At 64.6% G+C, this 17,499-nt stretch carries 17 protein-coding genes and 1 other RNA gene; 2 read left to right on the forward strand and 16 right to left on the reverse strand.

All coding sequences use genetic code 11. The features are described 5' to 3' along the window. Positions 1–160: 160 nt before the first annotated feature. Positions 161–1,144 carry a S1C family serine protease gene (locus ACFUTU_RS14900; RefSeq protein ID WP_377965568.1) on the reverse strand — a complete coding sequence of 328 codons (984 nt, stop codon included), beginning with the start codon at positions 1,142–1,144 and terminating at the stop codon, positions 161–163. Positions 1,145–1,452: 308 nt separating this feature from the next. Between ACFUTU_RS14900 and ACFUTU_RS14905 the strand changes: the two genes are divergently transcribed. Together ACFUTU_RS14905 and ACFUTU_RS14910 are read left to right on the forward strand one after the other, a co-directional pair. Next, the gene (locus ACFUTU_RS14905; RefSeq protein ID WP_377965570.1) at positions 1,453–3,369 is read left to right on the forward strand and encodes a hypothetical protein; all 1,917 of its coding nucleotides are present in this window, start codon (positions 1,453–1,455) and stop codon (positions 3,367–3,369) included. A gap of 313 nt (positions 3,370–3,682) precedes the next feature. Continuing rightward, positions 3,683–4,891, forward strand: a complete 1,209-nt coding sequence (locus ACFUTU_RS14910) for an IS481 family transposase (RefSeq protein WP_377965572.1) — start codon at positions 3,683–3,685, stop codon at positions 4,889–4,891. 21 nt (positions 4,892–4,912) lie between these two features. On the opposite strand, the gene ssrA is transcribed toward ACFUTU_RS14910, so the two are convergent. The 15 genes from ssrA to ACFUTU_RS14985 all read right to left on the reverse strand — a co-directional run bounded on the left by ssrA (position 4,913) and on the right by ACFUTU_RS14985 (position 17,331). Continuing rightward, positions 4,913–5,281: a transfer-messenger RNA gene (ssrA, locus tag ACFUTU_RS14915) on the reverse strand. A gap of 122 nt (positions 5,282–5,403) precedes the next feature. Beyond that, positions 5,404–5,874, reverse strand: coding sequence for an SsrA-binding protein SmpB (smpB, locus tag ACFUTU_RS14920; protein ID WP_377965574.1), 471 nt, complete (start codon positions 5,872–5,874; stop codon positions 5,404–5,406). Between the two features lie 76 nt (positions 5,875–5,950). Further along, complete coding sequence (locus tag ACFUTU_RS14925; RefSeq protein ID WP_377965576.1) at positions 5,951–7,342, reverse strand: peptidoglycan DD-metalloendopeptidase family protein; 1,392 nt, start codon at positions 7,340–7,342, stop codon at positions 5,951–5,953. A gap of 24 nt (positions 7,343–7,366) precedes the next feature. Next, on the reverse strand, positions 7,367–8,281 hold the full coding sequence (gene ftsX / locus ACFUTU_RS14930; protein WP_377965578.1) for a permease-like cell division protein FtsX: 915 nt from the start codon (positions 8,279–8,281) through the stop codon (positions 7,367–7,369). After that, positions 8,278–9,048: a cell division ATP-binding protein FtsE gene (gene ftsE / locus ACFUTU_RS14935; protein WP_377965580.1), complete on the reverse strand. Its 771-nt coding sequence runs from the start codon at positions 9,046–9,048 to the stop codon at positions 8,278–8,280. Before ftsE ends, ftsX begins: the two co-directional genes overlap by 4 nt. 163 nt (positions 9,049–9,211) lie before the next feature. Beyond that, on the reverse strand, positions 9,212–10,327 hold the full coding sequence (gene prfB, locus ACFUTU_RS14940; protein ID WP_377965582.1) for a peptide chain release factor 2: 1,116 nt from the start codon (positions 10,325–10,327) through the stop codon (positions 9,212–9,214). A 63-nt stretch (positions 10,328–10,390) separates the two neighbouring features. Further along, positions 10,391–10,846, reverse strand: coding sequence for a pilus assembly protein TadG-related protein (locus ACFUTU_RS14945; RefSeq protein ID WP_377965584.1), 456 nt, complete (start codon positions 10,844–10,846; stop codon positions 10,391–10,393). 17 nt (positions 10,847–10,863) lie between these two features. After that, positions 10,864–11,256: a hypothetical protein gene (locus tag ACFUTU_RS14950; RefSeq protein WP_377965586.1), complete on the reverse strand. Its 393-nt coding sequence runs from the start codon at positions 11,254–11,256 to the stop codon at positions 10,864–10,866. 127 nt (positions 11,257–11,383) lie between these two features. After that, the gene (locus tag ACFUTU_RS14955; RefSeq protein WP_377965588.1) at positions 11,384–11,779 is read right to left on the reverse strand and encodes a TadE family protein; all 396 of its coding nucleotides are present in this window, start codon (positions 11,777–11,779) and stop codon (positions 11,384–11,386) included. Between the two features lie 3 nt (positions 11,780–11,782). Beyond that, the gene (locus ACFUTU_RS14960; RefSeq protein WP_377965635.1) at positions 11,783–12,019 is read right to left on the reverse strand and encodes a hypothetical protein; all 237 of its coding nucleotides are present in this window, start codon (positions 12,017–12,019) and stop codon (positions 11,783–11,785) included. Between the two features lie 54 nt (positions 12,020–12,073). After that, positions 12,074–13,033, reverse strand: coding sequence for a type II secretion system F family protein (locus ACFUTU_RS14965; protein ID WP_377965590.1), 960 nt, complete (start codon positions 13,031–13,033; stop codon positions 12,074–12,076). After that, positions 13,030–13,884: a type II secretion system F family protein gene (locus ACFUTU_RS14970; protein ID WP_377965592.1), complete on the reverse strand. Its 855-nt coding sequence runs from the start codon at positions 13,882–13,884 to the stop codon at positions 13,030–13,032. The genes ACFUTU_RS14965 and ACFUTU_RS14970 overlap by 4 nt, the downstream gene beginning before the upstream one ends. Beyond that, positions 13,884–15,107 carry a CpaF family protein gene (locus ACFUTU_RS14975; protein WP_377965594.1) on the reverse strand — a complete coding sequence of 408 codons (1,224 nt, stop codon included), beginning with the start codon at positions 15,105–15,107 and terminating at the stop codon, positions 13,884–13,886. The genes ACFUTU_RS14970 and ACFUTU_RS14975 overlap by 1 nt, the downstream gene beginning before the upstream one ends. Before the next feature lie 128 nt (positions 15,108–15,235). Continuing rightward, positions 15,236–16,285: a UDP-glucose 4-epimerase GalE gene (gene galE / locus ACFUTU_RS14980; protein WP_377965596.1), complete on the reverse strand. Its 1,050-nt coding sequence runs from the start codon at positions 16,283–16,285 to the stop codon at positions 15,236–15,238. An 83-nt stretch (positions 16,286–16,368) separates the two neighbouring features. Beyond that, the gene (locus ACFUTU_RS14985; protein ID WP_377965598.1) at positions 16,369–17,331 is read right to left on the reverse strand and encodes an acyltransferase family protein; all 963 of its coding nucleotides are present in this window, start codon (positions 17,329–17,331) and stop codon (positions 16,369–16,371) included. Between the last annotated feature and the right edge of the window lie 168 nt (positions 17,332–17,499).

Raw genomic sequence — 17,499 nt, forward strand, 5'->3', positions numbered from 1 at the left:
CAACACCACTTGGGTCGCCGGCAGCTTCATTTGTTTAAAACCCCCCCCCCCCCGGCGGCCCCCCCACATCCGGGGCCCAAAATAAAAAAACGCTTTTGGCCCTTTTTAACTACGTGGGGGCGGGGGATCCCCCGCCCACCTCTTGCTTTGTGCGGCGTTTCTATCCCCAGTCCGCCATCTCGTCGGGAACTGCAGAAATGTCCGTCACGTGCCCGTCCCGCAGGACGGCTATGTTCATGGGCACACCGATGGCCTCAGCGAAGAGGAGCTTCTGCAGGCTCTCGGCATTGCTGACCGGCCGGGACCCTGCCCGCAGCAGCACATCCCCCGTACGGAGGCCTGCCCGCTCCGCCGGCGAACCCGACAGCACCTCCACCACGCGCAGCCCCTCCCGCTGGCCGGTGCGCACCACTTCGCTGGCACCGAGACGGATCGGGGTACTGACCACGCCCAGATAGGCGCGCCGGACCCTTCCATCGGACAGGAGCGCGGAGATGATCCGGCGTGATGTGCTGTTGATGGGAACGGCCAACCCGAGCCCTGCACCCGCCACCGCTGTGTTGATTCCCACGATCCGGCTACGGGAGTCGGCGAGTGCCCCGCCGGAACTGCCCGCGTTCAACGCGGCATCGGTCTGGATGACATCCTCAATCACCCGGCGGTTGCGCCCGGCCCAGACAGGAATGGCCCTTCCGAGTCCGCTCACCACTCCCGCCGTCACCGAACCCGAGAGCCCCAGCGGGTTACCGACGGCGATCACGAGCTGCCCGACTTGCAGTGATTCGGCGTCGCCGAACTCGGCAGGGGCCACATGCGGGGCACGGCCCCGGGCAACGGCCAGATCGGACAGCGGATCCGCGCCCACCACCTCAAGGTCCGTGGCCGAGCCGTCAGCGAAGACTGCGCGTCCTTTGTGGGTACCGGCCACCACGTGGGCGTTGGTCAGCAGGTATCCGTCCTCGGTGAACAGGACCCCGGATCCGGCGCCGACGCGGAACCGGCCGTTGCGGCGGTTCCCCGTCATCTCGATGGCAGCCACGTGCGGCGTGACGGTTCTGGCCACCCTCATGACGGTTTCCGAGTAAGAGTCGAGGGCCGCACCGTCATCGACGGAACCTGGCCCGCTCGCAGGCGCCGTGGTCATGGCGCACCTTCCTTTGCGGTTGGTACCCGGTTGGACCGGGTGTCACCCTACTCAACGGTCAGCCCCGGCCGGCTAATCCCGCAGGGGCTACGCCTTGGGTGAACGGCGGAAGCGGGGCATTCGCTGACCGAAGTCGGACGCACCCAGAACCATGCACCCCCCATTTTGGGGGGGAGGCGCCCCAACCTCCACCTGCTACCTTCCGTGATGCCAGTCACAGGAGGGGCCTGGCGAAGCTACGCAAGAACTGCAACACGTCACATGCTGGCAGGGCAGTCAGTGGGACGCAGTACGGGGGGAAGCAAGAAATGTTAGTCGAACGACGTCCAAGGACGCTCATTGGCATCCTGATTGCCAGCGCACTCATCATCATTGGCCTGCCGTACCAAGCGCAGGCTGCGTCGCCGGCACTGTCCATAAGTGCGTCTCCACTTCAGGTGGGAGTCCGCGGGACCATCACTGCCACGCTCAAAAATATACCGAGCGGCCAGTCTGCCAGCATCGTCGTGACCGGCCCGTCCGGGACGAGCTGTGCCAACACCAGGTGGGCCTCCCCCGGTGTCGGAGTCACGTCCTGCACCGTGGTCCCGCGCCTCGCGGGCGGGTACACGATCACTGCCAAGGCCACCCGCTACTACCAGGGGCGGATCGTTGGTACCCAAAGCACCTCACTCCGTGTGGTCGCCCAGCCGGCGCCGCCCATCCTGACCATCGCGTCGTCGCTGAAGGTCAACAACCGCGGCACCGTCACTGCGACGCTTAAGAACGTTCCCGCGGGGCAGTCCGTACGCATCCAGGCCGGCGGCCCAGTCGGAATGACATGCGGAAGCACCCTTTGGGTTTCCTCAGGGGTTGCCAGGACCACCTGTGCATATCTGCCTACCGCTGCCGGCGGGTATACGGTCAAGGCCACGGCCACCCGTTACTCCGGCGGCCGGGCCATCGCTACCCACACCGCTTCTTCCCGTGTTTCTGTACTGGGCGTGACGGCATATGTTCCGAGCACGGTCCGCCGCGGCGAAGCGACCACTGTCCGCTTTACAGTCGGTGGCCCGCTGTGGTCTCCCGGGGCTGTGCTGCGCATCGCTCCGGGCGTGGCCGGCGCCATTGGATGCCCGGCCGAACTGCGGGTGGTGCTTAGTGCGGACCGGACGGCATCCGCATCGTGCAGGGCCACACCGCAGCCCACACGTTACCTCACTGTTGCACCTGACCTGTGGGCAGGCAAGAACCGCATCGGCGGAAAATCCGTGACTGCAAAGATCGCAGACGCCCCGTTGCTCGACGCCACACTGGCTTCCACCATGTGGGACCAGGAGTCGGAGACGCTGTGGGAACTTGCCAAAGGCATGACTGCAGGATCACACGATGCCGCCTCAACCGGCTTCGAGATCATCGTTTATGCGCACAGAGATGGGTGGGAGAGCCCCACTGTAGCTGCACGCATACAGCATCTGCTTGAGGTCCGGAAACCCGACGGCGGATGGGGCATTGAAAAGGCGTGGGATGCGTTCGGCGACGGCACACTCAATCCGGAGAGCACGACCTACACCGTCTCCACCGCCGGGCACGCTGGTCCGGCATTGCTTGCGGCCTGGCAGAACAAGCTCGTTTCCGACCAGGACCTGAGGGCCGCCGTCGACAGCCTCCTCAGCACGCCCCGGGTCAGCGTTCCGGGCGGAACGTGCCTGGCATACTCGAAATCAGGCAAGGACTTTCCGTGCGTCCCCAACGTCAACCTTGGCGCCGGCGCGTGGCTGAAGCAGGTGCGCGAAGTAACCGGCTGGAGCATCCCCCTGCTCGATGACATCGTCGCCCAGATCACGGCGGCGGACCGGTACCTCTTCAATGCGACCACTGGCTACTGGGGTTACAGCGACCTTTCCTCTCAGCTCGGCAAGCCACAGGATGCACCGCACCAGGGATACACGCTTCAGTCCGCCCTCATCTTGGAACCGGAGTTCGGAAAGGCGGCAACGTTGCAGTTCCTCAGCAACCCCTGGTGGGACCAGGCCACCGGCGGAACCCTGCGGGATTATGGGAACGGCCTGTCCCAGGTGGCGTTTGCGGACTGCCAAGGAGCCGCCCGGTCCCCCAGCCTGCTGGAGGCCTTCTCCGCGATCAAGGAAACCTCAGCTGACCAGATGACCAAGTTCCTGGCTCTGCAGGGAACACTCTACGGATTCCGTGCGCTGGGTGCATGCTTCAGGGGCGAAACGTGGTAGCTGTATCAAGCGTGGTAACAGTGCCAACGCGGTAACAGTGCCAGGGCCACTGCCCTAACCACACGGGACAGCCAACCCGGATCAACAAAAAACACCCCGGTCCAAGGACCGGGGTGTTTTTGATTGTCAGACTCGTCCGTTGGGGACGAGTCTGACACAAGGTGGAGATGGGGGTGTGTGATCTCAGGACATAGGCGACACATGTCTCGGGACATGCACGACAGCTGATACACGACAGGTGTCCCGGGACATCGGCGACGCTCTGCGGCGTGTCCGGGGACATCGGCGACACCCCGGGCGTCGACGATGGGCCATGTCGAAGAACAAGGTCATCGTCCTGGCCGTACTCGAGGGCGGAATGTCCAAATCAGAGGCTGCCCGCCGCTACGGTGTCGGCCGGCAATGGGTCCACGAACTCCTCGCCAGGTACGCCGCCGAGGGCGACGCGGGTCTCGAGCCCCGTTCCCGCAGACCCCGCACCAGCCCGCAGGCCACGACCGGGGACGTGCAGGCCCGTGTCCTCGTGCTGCGCGCCGAGCTGACCCGAAAAGGGCTCGACGCCGGCGCCGAGACCATCGCCGCTCACCTCGAACGCGAAGGCCTCACACCGCCGGCCAGGTCTACCATCCACCGGATCCTGCGCGCCGCAGGCACCGTGGTCCCGGAACCGCACAAGCGGCCCCGTTCCTCGCTGCGCCGCTTCACCGCGGCCCAGCCCAATGAGATGTGGCAGTCCGACTTCACCTACTGGACCCTGGCCGGGGGCACCGCCGTTGAGATCCTGGACTTCATCGATGACCACTCCCGCTACCTGCTCCACCTCAGCGCCCATCCCAAAGTCACCGGAACTGTCGTGGTTGAAGCGTTCCTGGACACCGCGCAAATACACGGCCTGCCCGCCTCAACGCTGACCGACAACGGCCTGGTCTACACCACCCGCCTCGCCGGCGGCCGCGGCGGACGCAACGCCTTCGAAACCCTCATCGCGTCCCTGGGCATCACCCAAAAGAACGGCCGCCCGAGTCATCCTCAAACACAGGGCAAGATCGAACGCTTCCACCAGACCCTCAAAAAATGGCTCAAAAACCACCCCGAAGCCCACACGATCGCCGACCTGAACGAGCTCCTGGCCAAGTTCGGCCACGTCTACAACCACGAACGGCCACACCGGGCCCTCAAACGCCGCACACCCTCCGAAGCCTACGCAGCGACCCCCAAGGCCGCGCCCGCCATCGCCGCCCAAGGGGAACACTGGCGGATCCGCACCGACCGCGTCGACACCGACGGCAAGGTCACCCTGCGCCACGCCGGACGCCTCCGGCACCTCGGCATCGGCCGCGCCCACAAGCACAAACGCATCATCCTGCTCGCCCGCGACGCCGACGTCACCGCCGTCGAACACGGCACCGGCGAAATCCTCGCCGAATTCACCATCGATCCCACCCGCGGCTACCAGCCGAAAAAACAAAACACCCCCGGTCCGAAGACCGGGGGTGTAGTCGATGTCTCGGGACATCTGTAGTCAATGTCCCGAGACATCACAAGGTGGAGATGGGGGGAATTGAACCCCCGTCCGATGTCGTGTTGTCAGGGCTTCTCCGGGCGCAGTTTGCGTCGGATTTTCTCGGCCCCAGCCGTCCTGCAAACAGGCGGCTGATCCGGGCCCAGTCATCTAAAAGTCCCGTTTACTCCGATGACGGGAGCAAACAGCAGTGGCTATCTAAATGACGCCAGGATCCGGGGCGATAGCAACCCCGGGCTGACGGACTGAACTACTGCTTAGGCAGCGAGTTCGAAGTCAGTGCGCTTAGATTCGGCACTTATTGGTTTGCAGACAGCGTTTACGAGATAATTCTGCATCCTCGGCCCGCTTCACCTGTCGCGACTAACATCGTCGAAACCGATCATCCCCGTATTTTGTTACCAACCGGCGGAGCAGAGGTTCTGGACCAGTTCCCCGCCGGACTATTAATCATAACGCATTGCCGCGGCGAATCATTCCTGCCCGTCTACGGCGTGCCGCGCGTGCCGCCCCTAGCGGCGGTTGCGTTCCCGCATGGCGCGCAGCGCCTCACGCTTGTCCTGCTGCTCGCGAAGGGTCTGGCGCTTGTCGTATTCCTTCTTGCCGCGCGCGACGCCGATTTCCACCTTGGCCCGGCCGTCCAGGAAGTACAGCTGCAGCGGGACGATGGTGAAGCCCGATTCGCGGATTTTGTGCGAGATCTTGATGAGCTCCTCGCGGTGCAGCAGAAGCTTCCGACGCCGCCGCGCCGCGTGGTTGGTCCAGCTGCCCTGGTTGTACTCAGGGATGTTGATGCCTTCCATCCAGAGCTCGTCGTTGTAGAACGTGCAGAACCCGTCCACCATGGATGCGTGGCCTTCACGGAGGGACTTCACCTCCGTGCCCATCAGTGCGATGCCGGCCTCGTAGGTGTCCAGGACGTGGTAGTCGTGCCGGGCCTTCCGGTTGGTGGCCACGACTTTACGGCCACTTTCTTTGGGCACGGTTCAACTCCTCGGTTCTCGGTACTGGCTGTTCCGGCGGCGCCGCAACAAAGTCTTACTATTCTACTGCCCCCGCCTAGAGCAGGCGCATCGGGTCAACCGCCTCGCCGTTCAGCCAGGTCTCAAAATGCGAATGGCAGCCCGTCGAGTTTCCGGTGGTGCCCGAGTAGGCGATGAGCTGGCCCTGGCTCACCTGCTGACCCGAGGAAACCACCACGCTGGTGTTGTGGTAGTAGATCGTGGTCAGCGAGTTGCCCTGGACAACACCGTGCGAGATCTTCACGTTGTTTCCGCCGCCGTCGTCCGCCCAGCCGGCTGAGAAGACCGTGCCGGCCGCCGCCGCATACACCGGCGTTCCGCAAGCGGCACCAAAGTCAATGCCTGTGTGCATGTAACCGCCGGTGCCATAGAAATCGATGGTGCCGGGCGGCGTCGCACGCCATCCGAAACCGGAGGTGATGGGAACGCTGTCCGGGAACGGGTGGCGGAGGCCAAAGGCCGACGGCGGACCTGCCACGGGCGGCACATAGGGCGGGGGTTGTTCGCCCTTGGCCTTTGCCGCGGCGGCGGCTGCGGCGGCAATCCGCCGCTGCTCGGCGAGCCACGCTTCCCGCAGCCTGCGGTCGCGCTCCTTGATTTCGGCTGCGACTGCGTCCTGGCGCGCCTTGACGTTGGCCAGTTTCTTCTGGATTCCGGGCTTGGCGGCCTCGAGTTCATTGTTCAGGCGGGTGGTGTCGGCGATGAGCTTGTCCACCTTGGCCTTCTTGGCGGCTGCCTCATCGCGGGCGGCCTTTTCCTTGATAAGCGCCGCGTCGGCCTTGGCCTTGAGGTCCTTGATCTCAGCCTCGACGGCCTGCAGCCTGGCCTGCGAGTTCACGTTGGTGGCGTTCTGCTGCGTGAGCTTGTCCATGGCGGAGTTCTGGCTGCGCAGCGCCTGGTCCGCGAGGTCCATCGTGTCCGTGAGGCTGCCGGTGCTGGTGGAACCGAAGAACAGGGTGAGGTCTGAGGGCACGCCGCCGGACTTGTAGGCCTGGGTGGCAATCTGCCCGATCAGTTTCTTGGTGCTGGCGATCTTCTGCTTGTCCGCATTCAGCTGCTGCGTGATTTTGGCTTTGTTCTGCTGGGCAAGATCCACCCTTGCGGCGAGGGCCTCAACCTCCTTGACGGCGCTGGCCACACGGCCCTGGGCCTCGAGCAGCGCCTGCTGCGCTGCCGGCAGCTGCCCCCGGTAGATCACGAGGTCCGCGGCTGCTTTCGAAATCTTCGCGTCAACGAATTCGAGCGACTGCTGGACGCGGGCGGCTTCGGCTTTCAGCGCGGCCTGCTGGTCTTCAAGGTCGTCCGCGAAGGCTGCGGGGGCCGACGCCGCCAGGCTCGCTGCCAGCATCAGCGCCACGGCTGCACTAAGAACCCTTCGCTGGCGCCCCACGGGCCTCCTGCGTACGGGCCCGCCTGAAGTCGACGTCATTGGCATTCCTTCAATGTGCATGGCCTACACCCTCAAGTATCGGCGGAGTGTGAGCAGAGATGAAGTACCCGCGAGGACCACGCCCAGGCCGACGAGTCCGGGGGCAAGAAGGAGGGTCTGCGCCGGAGAAATGAACGCCGTGTCCGGGTACTGCTTGGACAGGTATTCGCCGAGGAAGAAGTGGGCCACGGCCCACAGGGTTCCGGAGGCGAGTGCGGCACCGATGACCGCGGCGATCACCCCCTCGAGGATGAAAGGCAGTTGGATGACCGTCTTTGAGGCACCGACGAGCCGCATGATCCCTGTTTCACGCCGCCGGCTGAAGGCGGAAAGCCGGATTGTTGTGGCAATGAGGAGGATGGCGCACACCGTCATCACACCCGCGATGATCACTGCCACGAGGGACGCCGCATTCATGACGGAGAAGAGCCGCTCCAGGACCTGCCGCTGGTCAATGACCGTTTCGACGCCCGGCTGGGAGGAGAAGGTCTCACTGATGATCTGGTACTTTTCCGGGTCCTTCATGTTGATCCGGAACGAGGCAGGAAGCTGGTCCGGGGTAACTGAATCGACGATGGGAGAGTTCGAGAACTGCTCCTTGAAGTGCTTGTAGGCGTCGTCCCGGGACTCAAACTGGAAGTTGTTGATGTACTGGGCCACTGCGGGCGATTCCAGCAGCGTCCGCACATTGTCCTGCTGTTCGGCCGTTACGGGCCCCGAGGCGCAGCCGGCCGCCGTCGAACCTTCACCGCAGAGGAAGATGGCCACCTGGACCTTGTCGTACCAGTAGCCCTTCATCTGATTGATCTGCAGCTGGAGCATGCCGGCGGCGCCAACAAAGGTCAGGGACACGAAGGTCACCAGAATGACGGACACGACCATCGACAGGTTCCGCCGCAGGCCGCCGCCGATCTCACCGAGGATGAACTGGAGCCTCACAGCCGGCCCTCCCCTGCCTGGTCGCCGGCCTCGTCGCGTCCGCTGGCGTCCTTGAGACGCCGGGACTGGCCGACCACAGGCATCATCGACGTGTACAGGGCGCGGGCTTCGTCGCGGATGACCTTCCCGTTCTTGAGCTCCACCACGCGCTTTCGCATCTCATTGACGATGTCGTCGTCGTGCGTGGCCATGACCACAGTGGTGCCGTTCTGGTTGATCTTGTCCAGGACACCCATGATGCCCATGGACGTAGTGGGGTCGAGGTTGCCGGTGGGCTCATCCGCAAGCAGGATGCCGGGACGGTTCACGACTGCACGGGCGATGGCCACACGCTGTTGCTCACCGCCGGAGAGCTCGTGGGGCATGCGTTTCTCTTTGCCCTCCAGGCCCACGGTCTTGAGCACCTCGGGGACGGTGTCGCGGATGACGCTGCGGCTCTTGCCGATGACCTGCATGGCAAAGGCAACGTTGGCGAAGACGTTTTTCTGCGGCAGCAGGCGGAAGTCCTGGAACACGACACCGATGCCGCGGCGGAGCCGTGGCACCCGCCAGCTGGAGATGTTCGCGACATTCTGGCCGGCCACGTAAACGGTGCCGGAAGTGGCGCGGTCTTCTTTGAGGACCAGCCGCAGGAACGTGGACTTGCCCGACCCGGACGCGCCCACCAGGAAGGCGAATTCACCACGGTCAATTTCAAGGCTGACAGAATCCAGGGCGGGCCTGGCTTTCTGGTCGTAGACCTTGGTGACATTTTCGAAACGGATCATGACCCTAAACCCCTGCAGGACACGGCCTTATGGGCATTGACTGCAACCGGCGCGGGGGCGTTCGCTAGGGGAAGTAAGGCTCCGGCCTCTCGACTATACGCACGGGCTGCCGCGCTCAGGCGGGAGTCAGGGGGCGTGTCGCAGGATTGGGTCCTGGGAGCGTCTAGCGTTCGGCGTTGCGGTTGTCAGCGCGCCAGCGAATGCCGGCTTCGATGAAGTCGTCGATGGCGCCGTCCAGAACGGCGGAGGTGTTGCCGACCTCGTGTTCGGTGCGGAGGTCCTTGACCATCTGGTAGGGGTTCAGGACATAGGAGCGCATCTGGTCGCCCCAGGACGCCTTGACGTCGCCGGCCAGCGCCTTCTTCTCCGCATCCTCCTGTTCTTTCTTGAGCAGCAGGAGCCTCGACTGGAGCACCCTCATCGCCGCCGCGCGGTTCTGCAGCTGCGACTTTTCGTTCTGCATGGACACGACCGTGCCGGTGGGAATGTGGGTCAGGCGGACGGCCGAGTCAGTGGTGTTGACCGACTGGCCGCCCGGGCCGGACGAGCGGAAGACGTCGACGCGGATTTCGTTGTCCGGAATGTCGATGGAGTCCGTCTGTTCAATCAGGGGGATGACTTCCACGGCCGCGAAGGAGGTCTGCCGGCGGCCCTGGTTGTCGAACGGGCTGATCCTGACCAGCCGGTGCGTTCCCGCCTCCACGCTCAGCGTGCCGAAGGCATACGGGGCATTGACCTCGAAGGTAGCGGATTTGAGGCCAGCCTCTTCCGCATAGGAGGTGTCCATGACGGTGGTGGGGTAGCCATGGCGCTCCGCCCACCGCAGGTACATGCGCAGCAGCATTTCGGCGAAGTCCGCGGCATCGACGCCGCCGGCACCGGAGCGGATGGTGACCACGGCCTCACGCTCGTCATACTCGCCGGACAGCAGGGTGACGACTTCAAGATCCTTCAGTGACTTGCGGATGGACTCAAGCTCCGCCTCGGCCTCCCCCATCGAGTCGGCGTCGTCCTCGTCCTGGCCGAGCTCAACGAGGACCTCGAGGTCGTCGATGCGGGACGCCAGGGTGTTCAGCCGCTCCAGCTCGGACTGTCGGTGCGACAGCCTCGAGGTGATGACCTGCGCGGCTGCGGGATCGTCCCAGAGATCCGGCTCGCCGGCCCTTTCGCTCAGTTCTGCGATCTCTTCCTTGAGCGCCTCTACATCGGTGACCTTCTCGATGGAGGTGTAGGTGCCGCGCAGCGTGCGGATTTCTGCAGCAAAATCAATTTGAGCCATGGTGGTTTAAGCGTACGCTATCCGCCCTCACCGGCTGTGCCGGTGAGGCAACGCCAGCCGGGCCTACCGGGTCAGCCGCGAACGCGCGGTGGACGAGGCCGCGATGACGATGCCGTCGGGTACCAGGAAATTGACCACTGGCGGGTGCACGGTGGCGCTGAGAACCACGACGGCGGTGGAACCGTCGGGTGTGCCCGTTCCGACGGCGACGGCCAGGCCGTCGATGCGGCCGAGGGCACCGGTGCGGCTGAGATAGTCCGCAGCTACGTTGCGGACCCTGTCCCCGTTCAGCAGTGCCGACGGTGTCCCGCCGGCTGTCTCGACCTGGCCCAGCGTGTAGGAGTCGGCGGCCGCCACCGAGGCGCCGTCTGCGAGCGAGAGCAGTTTCTTGTGCTCAATGTAGAGGCTGGACGCGGCCATGACCACGGTGCTGACCAGCAGGGCCAGCATCACGAAGCCGATGATGAGGACTGTCATTTGCCCGCCCTCGTCCCGGCCCCTTCGGGACGGTCCGCCCATGCCGGCCTCCTGAACTGTCAACGGAACCTGCCCACAATTTGTGTGGCGGAAGCGTTTAACTTGCCGGCATTGAGCCGAACTGCCTCCTGAAAGGGCACAAAGGGCAGCGGCACGGTGAGCTGTACGGTGACGGTGACCGCCGAGCCTGCCGCCATGCAGTCACCGCCGGAATCGCACTGGATCTGCACGCTGGCGTTCCCGGAAGGATGACCGTAATCGGCGAGGGCCACCGTGGCGGCCTGCTCCGCGGCCACCCTCCCCGACGACGCATCCGGCTGGGCCACAAAGACTTTGGCCGCCTGGTCCGCCGCACCCACCACCGCGAACGAGCCGCCCTGAATCTGGCCGACGGTGATCACGAAGTAGACCACTGGAACCATGAGGAGCAGTCCGAGGAACGTGAACTCCACGACAGCACTCCCCCGCTGCCCATCGTCGCCAGCCGCTTCCCAGGTGCCGCCTCCGGCTTCGGCGGGGAGGCACAACGCCTTTCGGAATCTGGCTTCGAGGCGTTTGAAGCGGAACCGCGGTCCGCGCTTACCTGGTGATCGCGGCATGGCCGGACACCTCCAGCACTTCACGTGGACCGATCAGTCCGATGACCGGCAACGGTGCCCTGACGGTTACCTCCAGGGTCCGCAGCCCCTGGAAGACGACCTCCCGCGTTTGGATGTCGCGGGCGAAGTCCGCATTCAGTGCAGTACCTATAAGCTCACCGGTGCGGCGGCGGGCGTCCTCCGCACCCCGGTCGGCCAGGGTCCCGTAGCGGGCGCCGGATGCCGCGGCGTCGATGAGTGTGTTCCGCACGTGCAGGATCAGTGCGAGCTGGATGATGGAGACAAAAAACATGGCCAGCAGGGCACCCACGAGCACAAAATCGACCACGGCGGCTCCGCGCTCGCGTCCGCATGTGTCAGCGCCGGTCCCGGTCACGGACTACTTTCCGACCGTGTCCATTGCCTGGTTGAACATGGCTTCCAAGGCGGGGCCGGCCAGGGCAAGCAGCGCGGCGACGAGGACCGCCGACATCAGGGTGATCATGACCCAGCCGGGCACGTCCCCGCGTTCGGGATGATCCACAGATGCCGCAGTCCGGGGCCTGGCGACCACAGCGAGGGAGTGTCCGATCAGCGCCGCGACTGCGGCTACAAGTGCAAGTCCGTGCCTGGCCATGAGTGTCATGTGCTTCCCTTTTCTGCGAGTTGGTTGACAGTTGTAAAAATCACGTCAAAAGTTCAGACTCAGTGCCGCTATTCCGGGGAAGACAGCGAACACCACCGTTAGCGGCAGCACGCCGAAGACAAGCGGCACCATCATGGCGATTTCCTTCTTGCCGGCCGACTCCATTAGCTCCCGCTTGGCCGTATCCCGGACATCCTGGGCCTGGGCCCTCAGCACTTCGGCCAGTGGCGTGCCGCGTTCCACGGCCACGATGATCCCGTCAACGAAGCGGATAAGCGGTCCAAGATCGGTGCGGGCGGAGAACTCCTGGAGCGCCTCTACCAAGGGTTTTCCCGCCCGGGTTTCCGACAGTACCCTGCCGAATTCCCGGGAAAGTTCACCCCGGGCTGTCCTGCAGACGCGGTCGAGGGCACCCGTGGCACTTTCCCCGGCACCAACCGCGAGCGCAATCATTTCCGCCAGGCTCGGAAACTCTGCCAGCATCCGTTCTTCCCGGCGCCTGATCTGCAGGCCAAGCCAGTAGTCGCGGAAGAGGAATCCGCCGATCCCGCTGCCGACCGCAACCGCCACGGCCAGGACCGGACTAAACCTCCCGGCCAGCGCTGCCGCCACGATGACGCTGACAGCGGCAATAAACGCGCACAGCGCACAGAACAGCTGCTGGGCCCGGAAGTCCAGGGGTGACTTGTCCAGGGCAGCCTGGGCGAGCCTCCGGCTGAGGGCCGCGGAACCGAGGTTGAAGCGCGACAGTTTGGCAGTGGCTTCCCTGATCAGCGGGCGGATGATGCGCTCAAGCGGACCAAATGGAGTCAGCACGCGCTCCTCTGCCCGCAGCAGCCTGGATTCAAGGTTCTGGGATCTCAGCTGCGGTTCGATGCGTTCCACGAAGCTGACTGACCGCATGAACGGAAGCCGTACAAGGAGGAGCCACAGACCCGCTCCGAGGAGTGTCCCGCAGACGATGGCGGCCGCTGGCACTGTGGTGATGGCAGCAACAAAGGTCATCGCAATACCCTCTCTTCCTGGGGCAGGGCTCCGATCTTCAGCATGACGGAATAGCACACCAGCGAAACCACCAGGCCTCCCAACAGGACGGCAGCCCCCATCGGCGTGTTGTATGCGGCGACCGCCTCCGGGCGGCTGACCAGCAGCAGCATGACAATCCAGGGGGCCGCCACGGCCAGCCGGGCCGCGTTGACGGTCCAGGACTGCCGCGCTTCCAGCTCACTTCGGGTCCGGGCATTCTCGCGCAGGAACTCAGCGAGGGTCCCCAGCAGCCTGCCGAGGTCGGAACCGCCCACGTCCCTGGTCAGCCGGAGCGCCTCGATGATGCGGTCGGCCACAGGATCCGCCAACCGCTCCTTCAGCCTGTTGAGGGACGCGTCGAATTGGCCGCCCGAGCGGTAATCCGAACCGAAGTCGCGAAACACATGACGGAGCTCCTCTGGACCCTTGTCACCCAGCTGTATCAGTGCCTCGGGCAGGGAGAGCCCGGCCCGGATGGCTGACCGCAGGTGATCGACGACGTCGGGCCACACCCGCCGCAGGACCGCGCTGCGCCGCTTGGCCCGCCATTTCACCACTGCCACCGGAAGCCAGCCGCCGAACAGGCCGAAGCAAACCGAAATGGGCCACGACCTGCTGACGGCGAAGAAGGACATCGTCGCAAAGGCACCAAGGCCCAGGCAGCTACTGATGAGACCAGCGGCTGTGACCTTTTCTATGCCCGCAGAGAGGAGCAGGTCATGAAGTCGGCTGGTCCGCGGTCCACGCTCGGGGCGGGGGGCCTGCTCCCAGGCCGACCACCAGATGAGGAACAGCCCGGCCCCTGTCAGGACCCCCAGCAGCGCTGCCATCAGCGGGGGTCCAAAAGCGCCGCGACCTCATAGCCGGACCTCGCGAATTTCTCCTCCGCCGGCATCGTGTTGGCCGTGGGCTCCAGCAGCCCTCCGACCGTCGAAAAGATCATGGAGGACTCGATGATCCCGTTCTCGACCCGCCTGCCCAGGGAGAGGATCTCCGTCACCTGTCTGCGCCCGTTCGCGAGTCGGCTGCAGTGGACCACCAGATCGATGCAGGAGGCGACGGTCGGAACCACAAATGCACTGGAAATGTTGTCCCCGGCGAGCAGCGGAAGCGTGCACATCTTGGTCACGGCGTCGTGTGCAGAGTTGGCGTGTACCGTGCACATTCCCGGCAAGCCGCTGTTGAGGGCGATCAGCATGTCGAGGCTCTCTGCTTCACGGACTTCGCCCACTACCAGGCGGTCCGGCCGCATCCGGAGCGCTTCCTTGACCAGCCGCCGGAGCGGGATTTCCCCTTCGCCTTCCAGATTGGGCTGCCGGCACTGCAAGCCGACGACGTCGCGCAGCGGAAACTGCAGTTCAAAGATCTCCTCGACCGTGACGACGCGCTCGCGGCTGCCAATGCTGGCGGCGAGGCAGTTCAGCAGTGTGGTCTTTCCCGCCTGCGTGGCACCTGACACCAGGATATTGAGCCCGCTCGCGACGGCAGCGCCCAGGAAGCGCGCGGACTGCGGCGTCAGGGTGCCCAATTCCACAAGATGATCCAGCCGGGTGGCCTTCACAACGAACTTGCGGATGTTGACAGCCCAGTGGCGCCGGGTGACGTCCGGGATAACCACATGCAGCCGGGATCCGTCCGGCAGCGCCGCATCCACGAAGGGGGATGAGATGTCCAGGCGGCGGCCGGAGCTCTTCAGCATGCGCTCAACCAGGTCACGGACCTGCTGGTCAGTAAGACTCAGAGAGGTAAGTTCGGATTCACCGTTCCGGGCAACATAGATTTCCGTCGGTGCGTTGATCCAGATTTCCTCGATCCCCGGATCATCCAGCAACGGCTGGAGGGCACCGAAGCCGGCAACGGCGTCAAAGACAAAACGCCGTGCCGACTCCAACGGTCCAAGCGGCGGAAGCGGCCCCATGAGGGCACGCTCGTCATAATCGGTCACAGCCGCTTCCACGAGCCGCCTGACCTCGGCAGCCTGGTGCAACGGATCGAGACCACGCCGACGAATCAGCTCCCGGACTTCATCCTCGACAATGCGAACTGCATCCATGAATTCCCCCGAACGACTGCCGCCCCCAGCGGAAGCAGTACATCTGGGACAAAACTACGGGAAGCAATGCCGTGAGCCAAGACACCCAGCGCAAGATGTGGATAACGGGCGAAAGCAGCCCTGCGCCGCTACTCCGCGGCCGCTCCTACCGGGTCCACGGCCTCCGAGCCTGCGTAGCCGTAGGGGTTGGCACTCTGCCAGCGCCAATGGTCAGCGCACATCTGTGCCAGGTCGCGGTGCGCGGACCATCCCAGGTCCGCCAGGGCTGCGGATGCGTCAGCGTAGCTGACGGCCGCGTCACCCGGCCGCCGGGGTGCGAATTCATACGGCACCGGGCGCCCTGCTGCAGCACCGAAGGCCTCGATGACTTCCAGGACGGATGACCCGCGGCCGGTCCCGAGGTTCCAGCGGAAAGAGCCGGTCTTCGTCTGGAGATAATTCAGGGCTGCCAGGTGGCCGGCTGCAAGGTCCATGACGTGGATGTAGTCGCGGACGCCAGTGCCGTCGGGCGTCGGGTAGTCATTGCCAAAGACCATGACCTTCTCGCGCCGCCCCACCGCGACCTGGGCAACAAAGGGCAGCAGGTTGTTGGGGATGCCGCGGGGGTCTTCACCGATACGCCCTGATTCGTGCGCGCCGACGGGGTTGAAGTAGCGCAGCAGCGCGATGCTCCACCGGGGGTCGGCGTCACTCAGGTCGGACAGGATGTCCTCGATCTGCTCTTTCGTCCGGCCGTAGGGATTGGTGGCGTCCAGCGGGGACTTCTCGATCAGGGGGACGTGCTCCGAGGCGCCGTAGACGGTGGCGGACGAGCTGAACACCAGGCGCCGGACACCGGCCTTCTCCATGCTCTCGAGGAGGTTGAGCGTGCCCACCACATTGTTCTTGTAGTACCACAGCGGCTTCGCTACGGACTCGCCGACGGCCTTCAGGCCCGCGAAGTGGATGACGGCGTCGAATCCGCCCTCCGCGAAGACGTTATCCACGGCCTCGGCGTCGAGCAGGTCCGCCTCGCGGAACTCCACGTTCTTGCCCGTGAGCTCCTCAACCCGGCGGACCGCCTCGATGTTCGAGTTCATGAGGTTGTCCAGCACGACAACCTCATGCCCGTCCTCAAGCAGGCAAAGGGCCGTGTGTGATCCGATGTAGCCGGCGCCGCCGGTAACCAAAACCTTCATGGCCCCCAGTCTAAAGCTGCCACACCCGGGTCCGTAATCGACCATCGGGCTGCCGGTCACCGACCCGCCGACATCAGGCGCGATCACATACGCGCGCTTCCCACCAGTTCCCGCGCCGGCTCGGGCTCCTTCCGGACCGGCACACCCAGGAGGACGGGGGCCAGGCCGGTTCTGAGAATGACCAGTGCGAGCAGCCAAGGACCGGCCAGTGCACCCGCAAAGACCAGCCATGGGGCAAGGCCGAGCTTCGTCAGCTCAACCAGCACCACGGCATGGGTCAGGACAACCATGAACCCGCCACTGGCAAGCGTGCTCAGTTCCTTGTTAACCCGCGGGCCGAGCAGGGGGATGGCATGCTCGGCAATGAGGAGCAGTGACGCGCATATTCCAATCGCCACGAGGACGGTGATGACGGGCGTACCCAGCCGCGCGTACTTCAGGTCGAGATATGTGGACCAGCCGGTCAGTATGAGGGTGGCACAGCCGCCGAGGATGACGAACGCGGTCATCAAAGGCCGGCGGATCCTCAGCCGGTGGCGCTTGAATTCCCGGCCTGCCAGAACGAACACGATGCACGCCAGTCCGACGCCGGCAGCAAGCGGAACCCGGGCCACCAGCTCGGGCGCCCGCACGGTGACAAGCAACGCGATCACCGCCAGCGTCCATTGAAGCCAGTCAGGGAAGCGCTGGATCGCGCGGAGAGCCACTACGGCGAAGAAGAGGGCAGTCACAAACCAGAACGCTGCCAGTGTTCCGCCAATGTTTGAACCCCCCAACATGAGTTTCCGGAGGTCCGCACCGCGGACCACGTCCGTCTGCGACAGCCACCACAGGCCAACCGGAACCAGCCACACGATGTACGGGAGCAGGAGTGTTTTTGCGCGCTTGGTCATCTCCTCGATCACACTGCGGCCTTCGGACCAGAGATAACCCGAGAGGAAGAAAAACAGCGGCACGTGCCATGTATAGACAGTCTCCCGGACGACAGGCCCGGACCAGGCGCCAACATGGCCGGCAACCACGGCCGCGATTCCCAGGATGCGCAAAAAATCAATGGCGCCTGAGCGGACAAGAGGGGGGTGTTCAAGGGACGGGTGTGCAGGCAATGCTCATCGTTCCTTCGCATGGTCGGTTGAGGGTTTCCCGATCAGGGGGCACGGGACCAGCCACTCAGTGTAGTTCCCGGCGGTGAAGGGGCAGAAATATGGCGCCAC

This window comes from Arthrobacter sp. NPDC057388 (assembly GCF_042668165.1).
Lineage (GTDB): Bacteria > Actinomycetota > Actinomycetes > Actinomycetales > Micrococcaceae > Arthrobacter.